Genomic DNA, 19230 nt, shown 5'->3' with positions numbered 1-19230 from the left:
GATACCTCGTCGGGCTTTTCTGGCCCAGCCCGATCGTGATGCACAGCGGCCCGGCATCGCTTGCGTCGAAGGTCTAGCTTGTCAAAGCGGTCGCGAACGGCGAGCATGTTTATTATCTAGGTGACACGATTCAGCAGCCGGCAAAATACTCCTCTTGGACAGCGCCGATTGCGTCGGGAGGCTTTGGCGGACCATGCTGCGTGCATCGAATGACCCTTCGGAGAGACCGTTATGCTGACCCTCCAGCCGCAGGACGCGGCGCTCGATTGTCAGGCCGACAGCTGGCAGAACGCGCTGGATCAGGCCGCCGCCTCGCTGCACGAAGCTGGCCTGGTCGAAGCCAGCTATCGCGATGCCTTGCATTCCCGAGAGGCGCAGGGCTCGACCTTTCTAGGCAGCGGTATCGCCATTCCTCACGGCACCCCGGGAAGTCGCGACCAGATTCATCGAACCGGCGTGCGGTTGCTGCAGTTTCCCGATGGCGTGACCTGGCACGACGGCAACCGGGTCTTCCTGTTGGTAGCGATCGCCGCCGCCAGCGACGAGCATCTCGACGTGCTGCGCCGGTTGACCCACGTGCTCGACGACGAGGGCGTGGCCGAACGCCTGGCCAAGGCGGATACGGCCGAGGCGATGGTTGCGCTGCTCGCCAAGCCCAAGGTGAAGGCCCGCCTGGACGCCGGCACGCTATGTCTGGGATTCCCGGCGCGAGACCGGTTCGAGCTGGCGCTGGCGGCAGCCGCGCGGCTGCGCCAGGCCGAATGCGTCGATGCGCGTTTCGTGGCCGCGATCACCGAGCAGGAGCCGGTCTCGCTGGGCCAGGGGCTGTGGCTGGTGAGCGCCGGCACCGGTGTTGGTCAGCCGGCGCTGGCACTGGCGACGCCGGAGCGAGCCTTCACCGGCCACCGCGGTGCCGTCAACGGCGTCTTCTGCGTGGCGGCGCAGGGCGAGGCGCACTGTGAGCTGCTGGGTCGGCTGGCGGATCTGCTGGATAGCGGCGAAGGCGAAGCCCTGGTCGATGCCGATGCCGATCATGTGTTGGCGCGTCTATCCGGAGAGTCGAGCCGTACCGAGACGGCCCGCGTGACGCTGCTCAACGCTCACGGCCTGCATGCCCGTCCGGCCAAGTTGCTGGTGCAAGCGGCCCGCGAGCAATCCCTGCCGGTCCGCGTGCGCCTGATGGAAGGCGCGGCGGAAACCGTCTCCGCCGCCAGCCTGACCAAGGTCATCGGACTCGGCGCGCGGCGTGGACAGACGCTGATCTTCTCCGCTGAGGGCGGGGGTGAACGTAAGAGTGCCGAAGCGGCGCTGGCGGCAATGGTCGCGGCGGTCAATGGTGGGCTCGGCGAGTCCGTGCGGCCGCTGTCGAACGTCGGCGATGCCAGCCATCAGGGCGCTCGACGCCACGAGTCCAACGGATCGGATGCCGAAACCCTGTCTGAAGCGGCGTACGAACCCTTCGCCGACGATACCGCGCTGCCGGCCACCGCCGCGTCGCCCGGGTTGGCAATCGCGCCGATCTTCGTGATGCGTGCGCCCAGTTTCGACTATCCCGAGCGGGCCCGGGACCTGACGCCGGACAGACAGGGTGATGCAGAACGCCAACGCGAGCGGCTGCGCGCCAGCCTGGTCGAGGCCCGCGAGCAGCTGCACGCGTTGATCGGCACCGCCAAGGGCGGGGACGTGGCCGAGATTCTCTCCATGCATGCCGAGATGCTCGACGACCCGGAATTGCACGAGGCCGCCTTCGAGGGCATGCGAGATGGCCTGAGCGCCGAAGCGGCGTGGTGGCAGGCGATCGATACCGCCGCCCGCGCCCAGGAGGTGCTGGCGGATCGGCTGCTGGCCGAGCGCGCCGCCGACCTGCGTGACGTGGGACGTCGTGTGCTGGGCGTGCTGTGCGGGGTCTCCATGCCGACGCCGCCGCAGCGCCCGTACATTCTGGTCACCGACGATATCGGCCCCTCCGACGTGGCGCGCCTCGATACCGCCCAGGTGCGCGGATTGCTGACTGCCCGCGGCGGTGCCACGTCCCATAGCGCGATCCTGGCGCGGGCGCTGGGCATTCCCGCGGTGGTCGGTGCCGGTGCGCGGGCGCTGACGCTCGTCAACGACGACGAACTGATCCTCGACGGTGACCTCGGCCGGGTGATCGTGCGGCCCAGCGCGGAGCGCCGCGACCGTGCCGAACTGCGCCTCAAGGAGCTGGAGCGGCTGCGTCGCGAAGCGCACGGCCTGCGCTTCGAGGAGGGCCGCACGGCGGATGGCCGGCGTATCGAAGTCGCTGCCAACCTGGGTAACACCGCGCATGCCGAGGATGCCGTCGAACACGGTGCCGAAGGCGTCGGATTGCTGCGCACCGAATTCCTGTTCATGGCGCACCCGGAGGCGCCGGATCTGGAGACCCAGATCGGCGAGTATCGGCGTGCCTTCGATGCTCTCGGCGGCCGCCCGCTGGTGGCGCGCACGCTGGACGTCGGCGGCGACAAGCCGCTGCCCTACTGGCCGGTGGCGGCGGAGGACAACCCCTTCCTCGGCCTGCGTGGCATCCGGTTGGCACTGACCCGCCCTGACGTGCTGGAAACCCAGCTGCGGGCGCTTCTCACCGCTGCCGGAGACCGTCCGCTGCGGATCATGTTCCCGATGGTCAAGGACGTCGACGAGTACCGTCAGGCCAGGGCGATCGTCGATCGGCTGCAGCAGGAGATCGGCGCGTCCGACGTCCAGGTCGGCGTGATGATCGAGATTCCCTCGGCGGCGCTGCTGGCGCCGAGCCTGGCGGCGGAGGTCGACTTCTTCTCCATCGGCACCAACGACCTGACCCAGTACACCCTGGCGATCGACCGCGGCCACCCCGAGCTGTCGTCCCAGGCGGATGGCCTTCACCCGGCGGTACTGCGCCTGATCCGGATGACCGTGGATGCGGCTCACGCCGAGGGCAAGTGGGTCGGCGTCTGCGGCGAGCTGGGCTCGGACGCCGCCGCCGTGCCGGTGCTGGTGGGGCTGGGCGTCGACGAGCTCTCGGTCTCCGTGCGCCAGGTGCCGATGGTCAAGGCGCGCCTGCGCGGGATCACCCAGGAGAGCGCCCGCCTGCATGCCGAAACGGCGCTGGCCCAGGCCACCAGCCAGGCCGTGCGCGATGCGCTGGAGGCGCTCTAATGGCGCACGTGCTGGTGGTGACGCTCAATCCGGCGCTGGATCTGTCGATCCAGCTGCCGCGGCTCGAGCCGGGGGCGGTCAATCGCACGCGTTCGTCGCATCTGGCAGCGGCCGGCAAGGGGCTCAACGTGGCACAGGTGCTGGCGTCGCTGGGCCACCGGGTCACGCTGTCAGGCTTTCTGGGGGCGGACAATGACACCGCCTTCGTCCAGGCCTGCCAGCGTGACGGGATCGAGGACGCCAGCCTGCGCCTGCCCGGCGAGACCCGGATCAACGCCAAGCTGGCCGAGGACGACGGCCGCGTGACCGACATCAACGGCCCGGGCATCGAGGTCTCCGAGGCGGCGCTGGCCGAACTGACGGCCGATCTGGTCACGCGCTGCAAGGCGACGTCGCCGGCTGCGGTCGTGGTGACCGGCAGCCTGCCGCCGGGCGTGTCGCCTGAGGCGCTGGCGGCGCTGATCCGGGCGCTCAAGGCCAGCGGCGTGCCGGTCTGGATCGACACCAGCGGCCCGGCCCTGACCGCGGCGCTGGCGGTACTGCCCGACGCGGCCAAGCCCAACGAACAGGAGCTGGCCGACTGGGCCGGCGGCCCGCTGGCCGATCCGGCGGCCCAGCTCGATGCGGTCCGGCGTCTGCACGCTTCCGGCGTCGAGGAGGCGATCCTGTCGCTGGGCGGTGACGGCGTGCTGTGGGTCAGCCGGCGCGGAGAGTGGCGCGCCACGCCGCCCCGGGTCGAGGTCCGCAATACGGTGGGCGCGGGCGATACGTTGCTGGCCGCTTTGCTGCATGGCGTGATCGCGGATCAATCACCGCAGGAGGCGCTGCGCCAGGCGACGGCACTGGCCGCCGAGGCGGTGCGCCATATCGGTGTCGGCAATCCGCACGCCGAAGACTTCCAGGAATTACTGCAACAGACGAGCGTCAGCCGCTGCGGCGAAGCGCGCGTCGGAGGGAATGCATGAACGGGGAACGCATGAATGTCATTCTGATTACCGCCTGCCCCAGCGGCATGGCGACGACCTTTCTGGCTGCAAGACGCCTGGAGCAGGCCGCCAAGCGTCGCGGCTGGGAGGCCCGGACGGAAATGCATGGCGAGCTCGAAGCTGTCACGCCGGTGTCGGAAGCGGCGATCGCCGCGGCGGATCTGATCGTCGTCGCAGCGGAGCGGGTGCCCGAAGCCGCTCGCTTCGCTGGCAAGCGGCTCTATCGCGCGCCGATCCAGCAGGCGCTGCCCGACCCCGAGGCGTTTCTCGAACGCGCCGCCCGCGAGGCGACGGTGTTCGATGCTGCCAGTGAGCCCGCGGAACCAGCGAAGACAGTGTCGCCCGAGTCTTCCGGAATCAAGCGCATCGTCGCGGTCACGGCCTGCCCGACCGGCGTGGCTCACACCTTCATGGCGGCCGAAGCGCTGGAGCAGGCCGGGCGGGCGCTGGGTCATCGAATTCACGTCGAGACACAAGGGTCGGTGGGAGCGCAGAACCGGATCACCGACGAAGACGTCGAAGCCGCGGACGTCGTGCTGCTGGCCTGCGATATCGAGATCGACAACGCCCGCTTCGCCGGCAAGCGGGTCTATCGCACGTCCACCGGTAGTGCGCTCAAGCAGCCGCAGCAGACGATCCAGAAGGCGCTCGACGAGGCGCAGGTGGAATCGGCCGGCAGCGGGAAGGGCGCCAGCGGCGAGCGCAAGAGCGGCGGATCCCCGAAGAGCGCCAAGGAGCGCGGATTTTACAAGCACCTGCTGACCGGCGTTTCGTTCATGCTGCCGATGGTAGTGGCGGGCGGTTTGTGCATCGCGCTCTCGTTCGTGTTCGGAATCAAGGCCTACGAGCAGGAAGGGACGCTGGCGGCGGCGCTGATGCAGATCGGCGGCGGCACCGCCTTTGCGCTGATGGTGCCGGTGCTGGCCGGTTACATCGCCTATTCGATTGCCGACCGTCCGGGCATTGCGCCCGGCATGATCGGCGGGATGCTGGCTTCGACGCTGGGCGCCGGCTTCATCGGCGGGATTCTGGCCGGCTTCCTGGCCGGCTACTCGGCCAAGGCGGTGACGCGCTACGTCAAGCTGCCGGCCAGCGTGGAGTCGCTGAAGCCGATCCTGATCATTCCGCTGCTGGCGAGCCTGGTCACCGGCCTGATCATGATCTACGTGGTCGGCACGCCGGTGGCGGCGGTTCTGTCGGCATTGACCGCCTTCCTCAACGACATGGGCTCGACCAACGCGGTTCTGCTGGGCGTGCTGCTCGGCGCGATGATGTGCTTCGACCTGGGCGGGCCGGTCAACAAGGCAGCTTATACCTTCGGCGTCGGGCTGCTGTCGACCGAGACCTACATGCCGATGGCTGCGATCATGGCCGCGGGCATGGTGCCGGCCATCGGGATGGGCCTGGCGACGTTCCTGAGGCGCAGCCGGTTCGCCCAGGCCGAGCGCGAGGCGGGCAAGGCGTCGTTCGTGCTGGGGCTCTGTTTCATCAGCGAGGGGGCGATACCCTTTGCCGCCAAGGATCCGCTGCGCGTGATTCCGGTATCGATGGTCGGCGGCGCGGTGACCGGGGCGCTCTCGATGTGGTTCGGCGTCAAGCTGATGGCACCGCACGGCGGCCTGTTCGTGCTGCTGATCCCGAACGCCGTCAACCTGGCGCTGCTCTATCTGCTGGCCATCGCTGCCGGCTCGGTGATCACCGGTGTCGGCTACGCCCTGCTCAAGCGTGGCGAGGCTGGCATGGCACCGGCCGCCGCAACCCTGCCCGAGTCCGCGTCGGCCGAGGCGAGCCGCCAGGTGTCATTTTCAGAAGACGACTGCACCAGGTGGCGGGGCGTAACGCCAGGTGTGAAGGCGGCTCCTGACAGCCCGGTATCAGCAGTCACCTTCACCAACCTCGACTATGCTCAGTACTCCTATGCACCACAGGCGAGTCGGGGGCATGGCGTCAGACTCAACACCGATTGCCGAGCAAGGCGTGGCCACCCTGCCCGATAAAGCCTGGGCCCAGGCCCGGCAGCGAACGGACATCATCGGACCACTGGCAGCGCTTGAGGTGGTGGGGCATGAGGCCGTCGACGCCGCCGCTCAAGCGCTGGGCCTGTCCCGGCGACAGGTATATGTCCTGATCCACCGTGCCCGGCAAGGCACTGGCCTTGTGACGGACCTGGCTCCCGGCCAATCCGGCGGCGGGAAAGGCAAGGGGCGTCTGCCGGAGTCGGTCGAACGCATCATCCGTGAGCTGCTGCAAAAGCGCTTTCTGACCAAGCAGAAGCGCAGTCTGGCGGCGTTTCACCGCGAGGTCGCTCAGGCGTGCAAAGCGCGCCCGTTGCGGGTGCTGGCGGCGTACCTCCCGCTGCTATTACGCCGCTGGAACAAGTGCAGATCGACCACACGGTCATCGTCCTGGTCGTCATGGACGAGCGCGACCGGCTACCCACGAGACCTTCGACCGGGCCATCGCCGAGCATCTTGCCCGGGGCTGAACCTCTGGCCCTGACACACGAAAGGCCCCGCACGGGTGACCGGGCGGGGCCTAATCGGCAAGGGCGAGAGGAGCGCTATCATCCGGCCAGCCGTGCAGCGATGCCGGCGACGTGCTCGCCCTGAAAACGGGCGAGGTTCAGCTCGGTCTCGCTGGGTTGACGTGAGCCGTCACCACCGGCGATGGTCGCGGCGCCATACGGCGAGCCGCCCTTGACCTCGGAGATATCGAACTGGGCCTCGAGACCATAGCCGATGGGCACGATCACCATGCCGTGATGGGCCAGGGTCGTCCAAGCGGTGAGAATCGTGGTCTCGTTGCCGCCGCCGGTGCCGGTGGAGGTGAAGACACTGGCCACCTTGCCGCGCAGGCTGCCGCTCGCCCACAGACTGCCGGTCTGGTCGAGGAAGGTGCGCATCTGGCCGGCCATGTTGCCGAAACGGGTCGGCGTGCCAAAGATAACGGCGTCATAGTCGGCCAGTTCCTCGGGACGCGCCTCGGGGGTGTCGAGTGCCTTGCCGCCGGCCTTGGCGAAGGCCTCCGGGTCCATCGTCTCGGGGACCCGCTTGATCGTCACTTCGACACCGTTCACCTGGCGTGCGCCGTCCGCGATGCTGTTCGCCATGGTCTCGATATGGCCATACATGGAGTAGTAGAGCACCAGTACCTGGGTCATGGGGTGTACCTCCTTGGGAGTGTTGCGAGTTGTCGATCTTTCGAACAAACGGGAGTATCCGGAAGTAAGTGGTTGATACCTGTCCATCACAGGAATGAGCCTAGTCGCTTGCTCACCGGATTACCTGGTTGATGGAGGGTGGTCAGTTATCGCCTAGCAACATCTAGCCTGGCCAGCGCCTGTTCAGGCAGCGACAAGCTCACGGAATCCAGTACTTCATCCAGCTGACCTAGGCTAGTGGCGCTGGCAATGGGCGCGGTGACCGCGGGGCGGCTCAGCAGCCAGGCCAGAGCTACTTGGGCGGGCTTGGCGCCAAGCTCATCGGATACGTTCAACAGCTCCTGCAGAAGTCGCTGACCGCGCTCATCGAAGTAGCCCTTCAGGAAATCGGCCCGGGCGTTACCTTCCAGATCTTCGAGCTTCGAATACTTACCGGTCAGAAAGCCGCTGGCCAGGGAGAAGTAGCTCACCACCCCGAGCGCATGCTCCTCGGCCACATTCGCAAGCCCGGCCTCAAAGTCGTCACGGTCATAGAGGTTATAGAGCGGCTGCGTCACTTCGTAGCGGGGCAGCCCCTGATTCCGGGAGACCGCCAGGGCCTCGCCCAGTCGCTCGGCGGAATAGTTGGAAGCGCCGATGGTTCGCACTTTGCCGGCCTCGATCAGCCGGGCGAAGGCCCCAAGGGTTTCCTCCAGTGGCACATCCTGGTCATCGATATGTGCGAAGTAGACGTCCAGGTAATCGGTACGCAGGCGCTTCAGGGAGTCCTCGACGGCGGCCTCGATGTTGGCCGCCGAGAGGCCCTTGCGCGGCTCCCACATGCCCACCTTGCTCATCAGTACGAGATCGTCGCGCCGCCCGCGCCGGGCCAGCCACTGACCCAGAACCGTTTCCGACTCACCGCCCTCGAGCCCCGGCGCCCAGGCCGAATAGACATCGGCGGTGTCGATGGCGTTGAAGCCACGCTCGACGAAGCGATCGAGCAGGGTGAAGGAGCGGTCTTCATCGGCGGTCCAGCCGAAAACGTTGCCACCGAAGACGAGCGGTGCGATCTCGACCCCGGAGCGGCCCAAGTTGCGTTTTTTCATGATCCTTTTCTCTCCCATGTCGAAAACCTGTTGAAGGCAATGCCTGGTACCTGTCACGGTCGCGCTACAGCATCCGCTTGAGCGTATCGTCACGCTGGACAAAGTGGTGAAACAGGGCGATGCCGATATGCCCGAGGACCAGCGCGGTCAACGCCCAAGCCAGCGGTGAGTGCAGGCTGCCGAGACTTGCGGCCCAAGCGATCTCTTCACTCTCCGCAAAGATCTCCAACCCGAAGGCGGTCAGTCCATAGCCGCCTCCCAGCATCACCATCACCCCGGTGATCGGCATCAGCAGCATGCCGGCGAAGAGCAGGCCATGCCCGGCCTTGACCAGCTTGGCAGTGGCCGGGTCCTGGGCCGGACGCTGATGACGCTGACGCGCCACCCACGCCAGGCGCAGCACGATCAACACCAGTAGCAGGGTGCCGATGGAGACGTGCCAGGGAACCAGGGTCTGGCCTACCCAGTGCTCCCCCTCGGCGATCCGGTCACCAAACTTGAGCAGCTGCCAGATGATCAATACCGCCATCAGCCAATGGAAGGCCTTGCTGACGCTGCCATAGCGTTCTTTGGAATCGTTGATCATCGACATCTCCGCCAGGTAGTTTCAAAAATTCAAGCAGCTCCAAGCTAGCAGGCTAGCAAACCGCCTGCTATCGCCGCGGTCCCGACGTCTCGATCAGGCAATGCTCTCGACGATGCCGCCTTCCACTCGCAGGGCGGAGCCGGTGGTGGCACTGGCCTGGGGCGAGGCCGCATAGACGCACAGGCTGGCGACCTCCTCGGGGGTGGCGAAGCGCTTGAGCAGCGTCGAGGGGCGGTTCTCCTCCAGGAACAGGGTCTCCATCTCTTCGGCCGAGACGCCGCGCTCGGCGGCCAGCTTGGCCATCATCGCCTGGGCGCCTTCGGTACGGGTCGGGCCGGGCAGGATGGTGTTCACCGTGACGCCGCTGCCGGCCAGCACCTTGGCCAGACCGCGGGAGACACCCTGCAGGGCCGCCTTGCTGACACCGTAGTGCACCATCTCGGAGGGAATGTTCAGCGCCGACTCGCTGGAGATGAACTGGATGCGACCCCAGCCGCGGGCCTGCATGCCCTGGGCATAGTGGCGCGCCAGGCGCACCCCGCTCATGACGTTGATCTGGAAGATCTCTTCCCAGGCGGCGTCGTCAATCTCGAAGAAGGGGCGGCCGCCGTAGATGCCTAGGTTGTTGACCAGGATATCGACCTCGGGGCGGGCCGCGATCAGCGCCTGACAGCCTTCGGCGGTGCCGGGGTCGGCCACCACGCCGCTGGCATCGTCACGGTCACTGGCCTGCTGGATATGGGCCACGGCCTTGTCCACCTTGGCCTGATCGCGACCGACCACGGTCACGCTGGCACCCGCCTGGGCCAGGCCAGTGGCGATCGCCAGCCCAATGCCCGCGGTGGAGCCGGTGACTAGGGCCTGTTTGCCGGAAAGTTCAATTCGCATCATCTATCTCCTGCTGTATTGCGTGAGTTGCCATGTGAGGTGGCTGTGAAAGTGGCGTGGCCGCCTCAGCCGAAGCGGTAGGCGGACAGCTGCGTCTTGAGCACTTGTTCCGAATAGATCTTGCGGCCCTTGTCCTTCCCCGCGGCGCCGGCGGCGACCATCAGCGGGATCAGGTGCTCTTCGTCGCCCGGCGGGTGGCACTGAGGCGCATGGGGTGCCCGAGCCCAGTCGCCAAGCGCGGCGTGGCGCCGATCCGGCTCAGCCTCCACGGTCTGAGTCAGCCAGTCATCAAAGGCCTCGGAGGGTGCGGTAAAACGCGCATCCCCGTAGCCGCGCATGTTGTGGAAGCTCATGCCGCTGCCGACGATCAGTACACCTTCATCACGCAGCGACGCCAAGGCCTCGCCAGCAGCGAGATGGGCCGCGGGATCGAGATCATCGCGCAGCGACAACTGCACTACGGGGATATCCGCCTCGGGGAACATCAGCTTCAGCGGCACGAACATACCGTGATCGAACCCCCGCTCGGTGTCCCGTTGGCTGGCCAGACCGGCTTGAGAGAGCAGCCTGTCGACCTGCTCTGCCAGGGCCGGCGCGCCGGGGGCCGGGTAGGTGAGCTCATAGGTGTGGTCAGGAAACCCGTGGTAATCGTAGATCAGCTCGGGGTATTCACCCGCGCTCACGCGAAAGCCGGGGGTTCGCCAGTGGGCGGAGACCATCAGGATCGCGCGGGGGCGGGCCGGCAGCGAGGCGGCCACGCCCTTGAGGAAGCCTGCCATGCCTTCCCAGGTGCCGGGCGGGTTCCAGTCCATGAAGAAGCACGGGCCGGCGCCGTGGGGAATGAACAGCACCGGCTGGGTGGTTGAATCAGGGGGCGATACGCTCGCGTTGGTCATCGTGTAATTCCTTGGGCCATGCGGCCCGGTGAATACTTAGGTAGGTAATACTGTATCCTCACTCCCTTAGTAAGAGAATATGGTATTTTATGCAAACACCTTTAACTATGAGTGCGAAATAGATGCTGGACCGTTTTACGGGGATGCGGGTCTTTACCCAAGCGGCAACCCACGGCAGCCTATCGGCGGCGGGACGCGCGCTGGGCATGTCGCCGGCTATGGCCACCAAGCACATGGATGCCCTGGAGGCCCGGCTGGGCGTCAAGCTACTGCATCGCACCACCCGACGGCTGACGTTGACGGACGCCGGCACCGACTATCTCGAGGCCTGCCGGCGCATCCTGCAGGAACTCGACGAGGCGGAGTCGGAAGTGGCCGCCCAGAGAGTCGAAGCGGTCGGGCGGCTGCGCATGAATGTACCGCTCTCCTTCGGCGTGCGCTTCATCGCGCCACTGCTACCCGCGTTCCACCGTCGCTATCCAAAGGTGGAGGTCGAACTGGGCCTGAGCGATGCCCAGCACGGCCTGATCCAGGAAGGCTGGGACCTGGCGATCCGCATCGGTCATCTTGCCGACAGCTCGCTCAAGGCGCGACGGCTGGGCGACTGCCCGATGCGGGTCTGTGCCGCGCCGGACTATCTGGAACGATACGGCACGCCGGGGGGCGTCGCCGAACTATCCGGCCATAACTGTCTGAGCTATACCCTGTCGCCCTCTCAGAGAGAGGGGACCTGGAGCTTCGGTCGCGAGGGCGACATTCAGGTGCCTGTGCAAGGCGATCTCAAAGCCAACAATGGTGATGCATTATTGGTGGCGGCGCTTGGCGGGCAGGGCGTGATCTATCAGCCGAACTTCATCGTGGGGGAGGCCCTGGCGCGCGGTACCCTGGTGGCCCTGGAACTCGACCAGCCCACGCTCGACCTGGGCGGCTTGCATGTGCTGTTTCCCCCCGACCGGCGCCCGCCAGCCAAGGTCAGGGCGATGATCGATTACCTGGTTGAGGCATTTGCGCAGTCCTCCTGCCAGACCCCGTCTCTGACAACTAGGGAAAGCTCGGCCAGTGTAAGGAGACTCCGTGACCAGCCCGACTGATAACATTCTCCATCTGCCGGACTTCCAAGGACGATAGCATTCTGGAGAATCGCGCCATTTGGTTCTTGAACACAGGGCCACAGGGCCCAGAGGAGGCCGTTCAATACCTGGCGGTGATCCCGCCCTGGCAAGCTCATCGTCTGGAGCGGCGAGACGATGTCCTCGATCAGCGACCAGCTGGTCAATAGGAAAGCGCACTCGTTCAAAGCGATTGCCCGCTTGCTCAGAACTCCCGTGCATGATGCATCTTTGTCCGGGAAACGATCATTAGGCGGCCAAGCCGGACAGTGTCCGAGAATAGGCTTGTTTGATGGGGTTTCGGACAATAAGATAGGCGGACGGATAAGCGGACAAAAAGGCGGTCCATGGCACTGATCGGCTATGCGCGGGTCTCGACGGCGGAGCAGGACTCCGCCTTGCAGACCGATGCGCTTCACAAGGCAGGATGCGAGCGAATCTTCGATGACACCGTCTCCGGAGCCAAGGCGGAACGTCCCGGCCTGACAGCGGCCCTGGAGTTCCTACGCGACGGGGATGTGCTGGTCGTGTGGCGACTGGATCGACTGGGACGCTCGCTGCCGCATCTGATCGAGGTCGTCAGCACCTTGGAGGCGCGTGGTGTCGGCTTCCGGTCACTGACCGAAGCCATCGACACCACCACCCCCGGTGGGCGGCTGATCTTCCATGTGTTCGGTGCCCTGGGGCAGTTTGAGCGTGACCTGATCCGGGATCGTACCAGGGCGGGACTGGCCGCTGCCGCCGCTCGCGGGCGCAAAGGGGGACGCAAGCCTGTCGTCACCGAGGACAAATTGAAGCGGGCAAGGGAGTACCTGGCCAACGGGCTGAACGTCCGCGAGGCCGCCGCACGGATCAAGGTCAGCAAGACGGCCCTCTACGCCGCCTTGAAGGCCAGCCAGCCCGATATCCACGATAAGGCCGAAAAGGCGGACGACCTTACAAGATGACGGCCGCCAAGCAGCGGATTGCGCCATGTCGGTCGCCATGCGGGCTGTGCGGACATGGCGTAGGGTGTTACCGAAACAGGCTTTGGGAACAAGCGTCGCCGATTGCGCCGCGGGAGTGGCGTCGCCGTTGAGCATAGGAGTGCCGAATATGAGGGTCGCCCAGTCTCTGAAACACGTCCTGCATCATTACCTCTTCTCGTTGCGGGGCCGCCTGCTGTTGGGGGTCGTGGTGATCTGGACGCTGCTGAGCATGACACTACTGGCCTTCGGCTGGCAGTCCGGCACCCTGCTGGTCGAGGAATCCAACCGCGTGCATCTGCGGTATGAGGCGGAGCTGATCCGCAACGACATCACGCATGAGATCGAGCAGCGTCTGGAGGTACTGGAGCGCCTGGCCGGGCTGTATCCCGACGCCTCGCCGGGAATGCTGGCCCGGGGTAACCATGACCCCTTGCTCGCCCTCTTCGAGGGCCTGATTCTGGTCGATGCCGAGAACATCGTCGTCGATGACTGGCCGACGCTTGAAGGTCGCCGCGGCCAGGACATCGGCTATCGGTCCTATGCGCGCTTCATGCGCAACGTGCAGCGCCCGCATGTCAGTGAACCCTTCGTCGGAGCGGTCTCCGGCAAGCCCATGGTCATGATGCTGGTACCGCGCCACACGGAGCAGGGCCGCTACACGGGCTTCGTGGGTGGCCTGGTGGAGATCGCCCGCAGCGAGCTGTTCGAGGGGTTCCAGCGCCTCCGGCTGGGCGACGAGGGCCATGTGGTGATCGCCACGGCCTCGGGCCGGCTGCTCTATCACCCCGACCAGCGGCAAGACCTGCCAACGCTGGAGGACGTGGCGCGCGACCCCTGGCTCGATCTGGCGCGCGATGGCTGGCAGGGCGAGGCCAGTGGCAACCTGCTTGGAAGCAGCGCGGGCCTGACGGCCTATCGCCAGATTTGGCCCGCCGACTGGATACTGGGTCTCTACCTGCCCCTCGATCAGGTCTATACCCCCCTGGCAAACGTCATGGAGCGCATTACGTGGCGGGGCTGGTGGGTGTTGGGGCTGTTGCTGCCGATGATGGCGGCCGTGATCTGGCTGACCCTGCGGCCACTGACGCGCCTGGCCCAGCAGCTCAAGGAGCTGAGCCAAGGCCACCGGCGCTCCCTTCAGATCGCCACCCGCCTGTCCGAGCTGCGCAACGTCATCGACGTCTTCAATGAGGTGGAGCATGGCCGTCTGAAGGCCATGGAAGACCTGCAACAGCGTAAGGCATTCCTGAAAGGTATCCTGGCCGCCTCGCCCCAGGGCATGTTCGTCACCGACACCCAGGGAAACCTGACTTTCGTCAATCAGGCACTGAGACAACTGCTGGGGATCACGCCGCCGGTCCACCTGCCGACCTGGGCCCAGCGTATCCACGAAGAGGATCGCAAACCGGTGGTGGCCGCCTGGCAGGCGAGCCTTCTCCGGCACCAGGACGTCGCGCGCCAGTTTCGCTACTACGGCGAGCATGGTGAGCTGTACTGGTTGGACGTCCACGCCACTGCGATCCGGGTGGACGGCGAGATCATCGGCCAGGTGGGGGTCGTACGCGATATCACCCAGCGTCAGCACGAGGATGCCCTGCGCCGCTGGGAAGCGGAGCACGATCCGCTGACCGGCCTGCTCAACCGCCGCGGTTTCGAGCGCCGGCTGGAGGAAGCCTTTGCCGCTTGGAAAAAAGCCGGCACCCAGTCGGCCCTGCTGATGTTCGATCTGGACCATTTCAAGGCCATCAACGACGCAGGCGGTCACGCCCTGGGCGACAGCATGCTCCGCGAGGTGGCGGCCGCGATGAGCGCGGAAACGCGCAGCAGCGACCATGCCGCCCGCCAGGGGGGCGACGAGTTCGCCATTCTGCTGCCTGGCTGCGAGTTCTCCCAGGCCATGCGCATTGCCGAGTCGCTGCGAGCGCGCATTGCGGCCAAGGGTCTGGAACACAACGGCCGCACGTGGAAAGTGACGGCCAGCATCGGGGTGAGCAACTTCCAATGGTCGGACCAGAGCGTCGATGACGTGGTAAGGCGTGCCGATGCTGCGAGCTATGCAGTCAAGTCACGGGGGCGAAATAGTGTGGTCAACGCATGACCCTGCCCTGGAGGTAGCCGGCAGGGAAAGGGCAAGACCGAGTGTTACCTATGCCACAGCAGCAAGCCCGGAGGGTGCAATCGACCCCTGACATTCCGTGCAGCCGTCTTCTGAAAATGACACCAGGCCTCCTGATTCGAAACGGCTCTGGTTCGCGAGCGTTGGCATCGCGTCCTACATTGTGTGAAAACGACGGGTTGGGAAAGAGGGGTTGGGAAAGAGGGGTTGGCAGCGATTCGGTCGTTGCCAACCTTTTGCGTTTTACCGATCGAGTATGCGTGGTCCACAGGAGAGACGTGATGAAGATTCACTGGCAGGGCGACCGCCTGGTCGTTGCCGAGGGCGATATCACCCGCTTCGAGGGCGATGCGATCGTCAATGCCGCCAACAAGAGTCTGCAGGGCGGTGGCGGCGTCGATGGCGCGATCCATCGCGCGGCGGGGCCCGAACTCCTCGAAGCGTGCCGCGAGTTGCGACGCACGGTCTGGCCGGAGGGGCTGCCGGTGGGGGAGGTGGCGATGACGCCGGGGTTCCGGCTACCGGCTTCTCACGTGATCCACACCGTGGGGCCGGTCTTCGCCAAATCGGCAGATCGCTCCGAACAGCTGGCCGACTGTTATCGTAACTCGCTGCGACTGGCGGGAGAGCATCGATTCACGCGGCTGGCGTTTCCGGCGATCTCGACCGGTGTCTACGGCTATCCGGCCGACGCGGCGGCCGCCATCGTAACCGGCGTGATGCGCGAGCTGCTGCCCGCGCTTCCCGATCTCGAGGTGACGCTGCTGTTCTTCTCGGCGAGGGATGTCGATACCTTTCTGGCTCACGGCGCCCCGGCCGGCTGACCGGTGCCGGCGCTTGTTGGCCAGCGTCGAGATTGGGCCGGAGACGGCATCACTCTTCGGGCTGATACTTGTAGCCGACGCCGTAGACGGAGCGGATGATGTCGCGGTCTGGCCAGACATCGGCGATCTTGCGCCTGAGCTTCTTGACGTGGCTGTCCACGGTGCGCTCGGAGACGATGCGGTGATCACGGTACATGTGATCCATCAGCTGGTCGCGGGAGAAGATCCGCCCCGGGCTGTGCATCATGACCTTGAGCAGCTGGAACTCGACGGCGGTGAGATTGAGATCCTCGCTGCCCGCCAGGGCACGCCAGCCGTCCTCGTCCAGCGTCAGCCGGTCGGCGGCGGCGACACTGTCTTCGCCCACGCTGGCGACGCCCTGACTACGGCGCAACACCGCCTTGACGCGGGCCACCACTTCGCGGGGGCTGAAGGGCTTGCAGATGTAGTCGTCGGCACCCAGTTCGAGCCCCAGCAGACGATCCACCTCTTCGACGCGCGCGGTCAGCATGATGACGGGAATCGCCGGGAATCGCTCGCGGATCTGGCGACACAGCGTCAGGCCATCGGTGCCGGGCAGCATCAGGTCGAGCAGTATCAGCATTGGCTGGTTCTCCTCCAGCCACTCCATCACCGCATTACCGTGATCGATATGGTCGGAAGCGTAGCCGCTCTTCGACAGGTAGTCGGCGACGAGGCGCGCGATCTTGGGTTCATCTTCTACGATCAGAATGGTGTCGTTCATCAAGCCGGCTCCAGGTCAGTTGGCGTGACTGCCGTGTTTATCGAGTCATTCGCTGGGTCGTTGTCGAGATCGCCCCGGGGATCGCCCCGGGGATCGCGTCGGTGATGATCCCGAGGCGGATCCGGCCGGAACATGGCTCGAAACATCGGTCGACACGCCGCCGGGCAGGTCAAGCGGGAAGGTCAGCGTCCAGCGCAGCCCGCCCAGCGACGAGGTGGACGGGATCAGGGTGCCCCCTTGCGCCTCGATCAGTGCGCGGGCGATCGACAGGCCCAGTCCGCTGCCGCCGCTACGCCGATTGCGCGATCCCTCGACACGATAGAGACGTTCGGTGAGGCGGGGCAGTTCGTCGTCCGAGACGCCGGGTGCGGTATCTTCCCAGGTGACTTCCGCGCGCTGATCCTGGCGTTTCAGCGTGACTCGCAGCGTACCGGGGCTGTCGGTGTAGGCAATGGTGTTGGACAGTAGATTGTCCCACAGCTGGCGGAGCCGCTGATTGTCGGCACGCACCCACAGCGATTCGGTTTCCAGCTGCAGCGAAAGCCCGTGACCTTCGAGCCGCGCCTGACTGTCGTCGAGCCGCTGCTCCAGCGACTCTCCGAGATCGACCGGGACCAGATGCATATCCAGCGCGCCGGCGTCGCTCTGAGCCAGCAGACGCAGATCCTCGACCAGATGGCCGAGCTGATCGACCTCCTGCTGCAACGAGCCCAGGTTATCCGACGACAGCGGCCGCACGCCGTCCTGCATGGCCTCGATTTCGCCGCGCAGCACCGCCAGCGGCGTGCGCAGTTCATGCGCGATGTCGGCGACCCAGCGCTGGCGGGCGCGGCGGTTGGCCTCGAGCGTCTCGGCGAGCTGGTTGAAATCCGCGGAGAGGCGCGACAGTTCGTCCCGGCCACGCTCGGAGAGCCGCACGCTGTAGTCGCCCAGCGTCAGCCGGCGGGTGGCGAGCGTCATCAGGCGGGCGCGGCGACCCAGCCACCAGGCGAGCCCGCCGGCCAGCAGCAGCGAGGTCAGAAACAGCGAGCCGACGATGATCGTCAGATTGCGCTGCTGACGGTCGAGAAATATCCGGTCCATGCGTGCCATCAGCCGCTCGGGGGGCAGATAACCAAGCTGACCGACTAGTTTGTCGCCACTGCGGATCGGGACGAAGTGCGGCTCCGGCGGCGGAGGCATGTCGAGATCGTCGGGGGGCGGTTTGAGTAGCGGCTCGCCGATGACCGGATTGCTCAACTCATCCAGCAGCACGTAGCCCCGGGCATCGGAGAGCTGTCGATCGATGCCGGTGGGCGGATGCCGATCACTCGACCACAGCTGGCTGCGGACCAGGCTTTGCCAGGCGCGGGGGTTGTCGCGTAGCCACTGCCAGCTGCCGCGTTGGGTCCACTGTTCGCCCAGCGCGTTGGCCAGTGTTTCGGCGCGCGTCGACTGGCTGCGTTCGAGATAGTTGACAAAACCCTCGTCCAGACTGCGGGACACGAACACGAACACCAGCCCGCTGATCAGCACGTTGGTGACCAGGATGATGGCGAAGAGCTTGATGCTGAGGCGTGATAGTCGTGGCCAGCCACGTCGGCTGCTGAGCGATAAAGACATAGCGTCTGGCTTTTTCACGGTTGTCGTCGATCTCTGGAGTGTGGCGCAAGGCGAAGCAATGACGATTCAGGCAATGGGAAAACATTATGGAGATTGTTGTGCTGGAGATCAGTCGTACTGAAGATCGTCGCGCTGGAAATTGTTGGGCGCCTGGCCGAGCCCAGCTCGATCAGCGCTCGTCGGCGCGGGAAATCCAGCGGCCCCCCCAGCGGAAGTCCACCGCCCAGTGAGGCTGACCGGTGGCGTCGAAGGCTGCCCACAGCTCATCGAAAGTGCGACCGTCGACCGGGTGTGCGTGCGCGGGCAGCAGTTCGGCCAGCGGATGCAGCACGAAGGCGTAGCGGGTGATGTCCTCGCGTGGCAGACGTGCCTCACCGTAGCACCCGACGGCATCGCCCCATAGCAGCACGTCGATATCCAGCGTGCGGGCGATGAACTTGGCAGGCCCCGGCGGACGGCCGTTATCCCCTTCGATACGCTTGCAGCGATCGGTCACGTCTCCCGGCGACAGCTCGGTGTCGAATGCCACGACCAGATTGTAAAAGGGGCGGTCGTCGTCGAAGCCGACGGCCGGGCTTTCGAACACTCTGGAGAGTCGCAGCGGCGACGCACCGGCGAGATCGGTCAGCGCGTCCAGCGCGCGGCGAAGGTGGCGTTGGCGTTGCAGATTGCTGCCCAGCCCGAGCACGACCAGCGCCATCAGTCGACGCTGCGTTCGATACGGACGCCGACGGCGCGCGCCGCGGCCACGGCGCCCGGTTTGCGCACGGTCAGGCGCAGCTGGCGAACGCCGAACTCATCGATCAGTATTGCCGCGACGCGCTCGGCGAAGGTCTCGACCAGGCCATGGGCGTTGGCCTCGGCATAGGCGGTGAGGCGCTGGCAGATGGCGGCGTAGTCGAGTGTCCGGGTGAGATCGTCCCCCCGGGCGGCGGGGCGGATGTCGGTACCGAGTTCCAGGTCCAGTTCCAGGCGCTGGCGTACGGTGCGCTCCCAGTCGTAGACGCCGATCACCGTCTCCAGGGTCAGGCCCTCGATCAATATCTGATCCACGCGATGTCCTCGTCAGCAGCGGGTCGGGTTGGCGGCCGGTGTTGTCGGCG

At 66.0% G+C, this 19230-nt stretch carries 17 protein-coding genes; 8 read left to right on the top strand and 9 right to left on the bottom strand.

The annotated features are described in order from the left end of the window. Positions 1-231: 231 nt before the first annotated feature. From ptsP to ACUN9V_RS11985, 4 genes are read left to right on the top strand one after another with little or no spacing between them, the layout of a single operon-like run. On the top strand, positions 232-3159 hold the full coding sequence (gene ptsP, locus ACUN9V_RS12000) for a phosphoenolpyruvate--protein phosphotransferase (protein ID WP_445511544.1): 2928 nt from the start codon (positions 232-234) through the stop codon (positions 3157-3159). After that, positions 3159-4124 (top strand): 1-phosphofructokinase, encoded by a 966-nt coding sequence (pfkB, locus tag ACUN9V_RS11995; protein WP_445511543.1) that lies wholly within the window; start codon positions 3159-3161, stop codon positions 4122-4124. Before ptsP ends, pfkB begins: the two co-directional genes overlap by 1 nt. An 11-nt stretch (positions 4125-4135) precedes the next feature. After that, positions 4136-6142, top strand: coding sequence for a PTS fructose-like transporter subunit IIB (locus ACUN9V_RS11990; RefSeq protein WP_332779009.1), 2007 nt, complete (start codon positions 4136-4138; stop codon positions 6140-6142). Further along, positions 6087-6644, top strand: coding sequence for a hypothetical protein (locus ACUN9V_RS11985; protein ID WP_432415355.1), 558 nt, complete (start codon positions 6087-6089; stop codon positions 6642-6644). The genes ACUN9V_RS11990 and ACUN9V_RS11985 overlap by 56 nt, the downstream gene beginning before the upstream one ends. Before the next feature lie 64 nt (positions 6645-6708). On the opposite strand, the gene wrbA is transcribed toward ACUN9V_RS11985, so the two are convergent. From wrbA to ACUN9V_RS11960, 5 genes are all read right to left on the bottom strand, one after another. Beyond that, positions 6709-7305, bottom strand: coding sequence for an NAD(P)H:quinone oxidoreductase (gene wrbA / locus ACUN9V_RS11980; protein ID WP_087718289.1), 597 nt, complete (start codon positions 7303-7305; stop codon positions 6709-6711). A 146-nt stretch (positions 7306-7451) separates the two neighbouring features. After that, positions 7452-8393: an aldo/keto reductase gene (locus tag ACUN9V_RS11975; protein ID WP_087718288.1), complete on the bottom strand. Its 942-nt coding sequence runs from the start codon at positions 8391-8393 to the stop codon at positions 7452-7454. Positions 8394-8457: 64 nt separating this feature from the next. Then, positions 8458-8979 carry a cytochrome b gene (locus ACUN9V_RS11970; RefSeq protein WP_179208840.1) on the bottom strand — a complete coding sequence of 174 codons (522 nt, stop codon included), beginning with the start codon at positions 8977-8979 and terminating at the stop codon, positions 8458-8460. A 93-nt stretch (positions 8980-9072) separates the two neighbouring features. Continuing rightward, on the bottom strand, positions 9073-9870 hold the full coding sequence (locus ACUN9V_RS11965; protein ID WP_445511542.1) for an SDR family NAD(P)-dependent oxidoreductase: 798 nt from the start codon (positions 9868-9870) through the stop codon (positions 9073-9075). A gap of 62 nt (positions 9871-9932) precedes the next feature. After that, positions 9933-10763 (bottom strand): DODA-type extradiol aromatic ring-opening family dioxygenase, encoded by an 831-nt coding sequence (locus ACUN9V_RS11960; protein ID WP_087718286.1) that lies wholly within the window; start codon positions 10761-10763, stop codon positions 9933-9935. A 122-nt stretch (positions 10764-10885) separates the two neighbouring features. Here ACUN9V_RS11960 and ACUN9V_RS11955 point away from each other — a divergent pair, with 122 nt between their 5' ends. The 4 genes from ACUN9V_RS11955 (at position 10886) to ACUN9V_RS11940 (ending at position 15780) form a co-directional block, all read left to right on the top strand. Then, the gene (locus ACUN9V_RS11955; protein WP_110649165.1) at positions 10886-11854 is read left to right on the top strand and encodes a LysR family transcriptional regulator; all 969 of its coding nucleotides are present in this window, start codon (positions 10886-10888) and stop codon (positions 11852-11854) included. Between the two features lie 365 nt (positions 11855-12219). Further along, a complete protein-coding gene (locus tag ACUN9V_RS11950) occupies positions 12220-12819 on the top strand; it encodes a recombinase family protein (protein WP_445511541.1) in 600 nt (199 codons plus the stop codon). A 148-nt stretch (positions 12820-12967) separates the two neighbouring features. After that, complete coding sequence (locus ACUN9V_RS11945; RefSeq protein ID WP_445511540.1) at positions 12968-14938, top strand: diguanylate cyclase; 1971 nt, start codon at positions 12968-12970, stop codon at positions 14936-14938. A 299-nt stretch (positions 14939-15237) separates the two neighbouring features. Next, entirely contained in the window at positions 15238-15780 is a 543-nt protein-coding gene (locus ACUN9V_RS11940) for an O-acetyl-ADP-ribose deacetylase (RefSeq protein ID WP_445511539.1), read from the top strand. Positions 15781-15829: 49 nt separating this feature from the next. On the opposite strand, the gene ACUN9V_RS11935 is transcribed toward ACUN9V_RS11940, so the two are convergent. From ACUN9V_RS11935 to folB, 4 genes are all read right to left on the bottom strand, one after another. Further along, positions 15830-16525: a response regulator gene (locus ACUN9V_RS11935; RefSeq protein ID WP_445511538.1), complete on the bottom strand. Its 696-nt coding sequence runs from the start codon at positions 16523-16525 to the stop codon at positions 15830-15832. Between the two features lie 45 nt (positions 16526-16570). Then, complete coding sequence (locus ACUN9V_RS11930; RefSeq protein WP_445511537.1) at positions 16571-18127, bottom strand: ATP-binding protein; 1557 nt, start codon at positions 18125-18127, stop codon at positions 16571-16573. Positions 18128-18296: 169 nt separating this feature from the next. Then, a complete protein-coding gene (gene folK / locus ACUN9V_RS11925; protein ID WP_445511536.1) occupies positions 18297-18827 on the bottom strand; it encodes a 2-amino-4-hydroxy-6-hydroxymethyldihydropteridine diphosphokinase in 531 nt (176 codons plus the stop codon). Beyond that, on the bottom strand, positions 18827-19180 hold the full coding sequence (gene folB, locus ACUN9V_RS11920) for a dihydroneopterin aldolase (protein ID WP_075560836.1): 354 nt from the start codon (positions 19178-19180) through the stop codon (positions 18827-18829). Before folB ends, folK begins: the two co-directional genes overlap by 1 nt. Positions 19181-19230 lie beyond the last annotated feature (50 nt).

This window comes from Salinicola sp. V024 (assembly GCF_052645315.1).
This window is presented reverse-complemented; position numbering and strand designations above follow the sequence as displayed.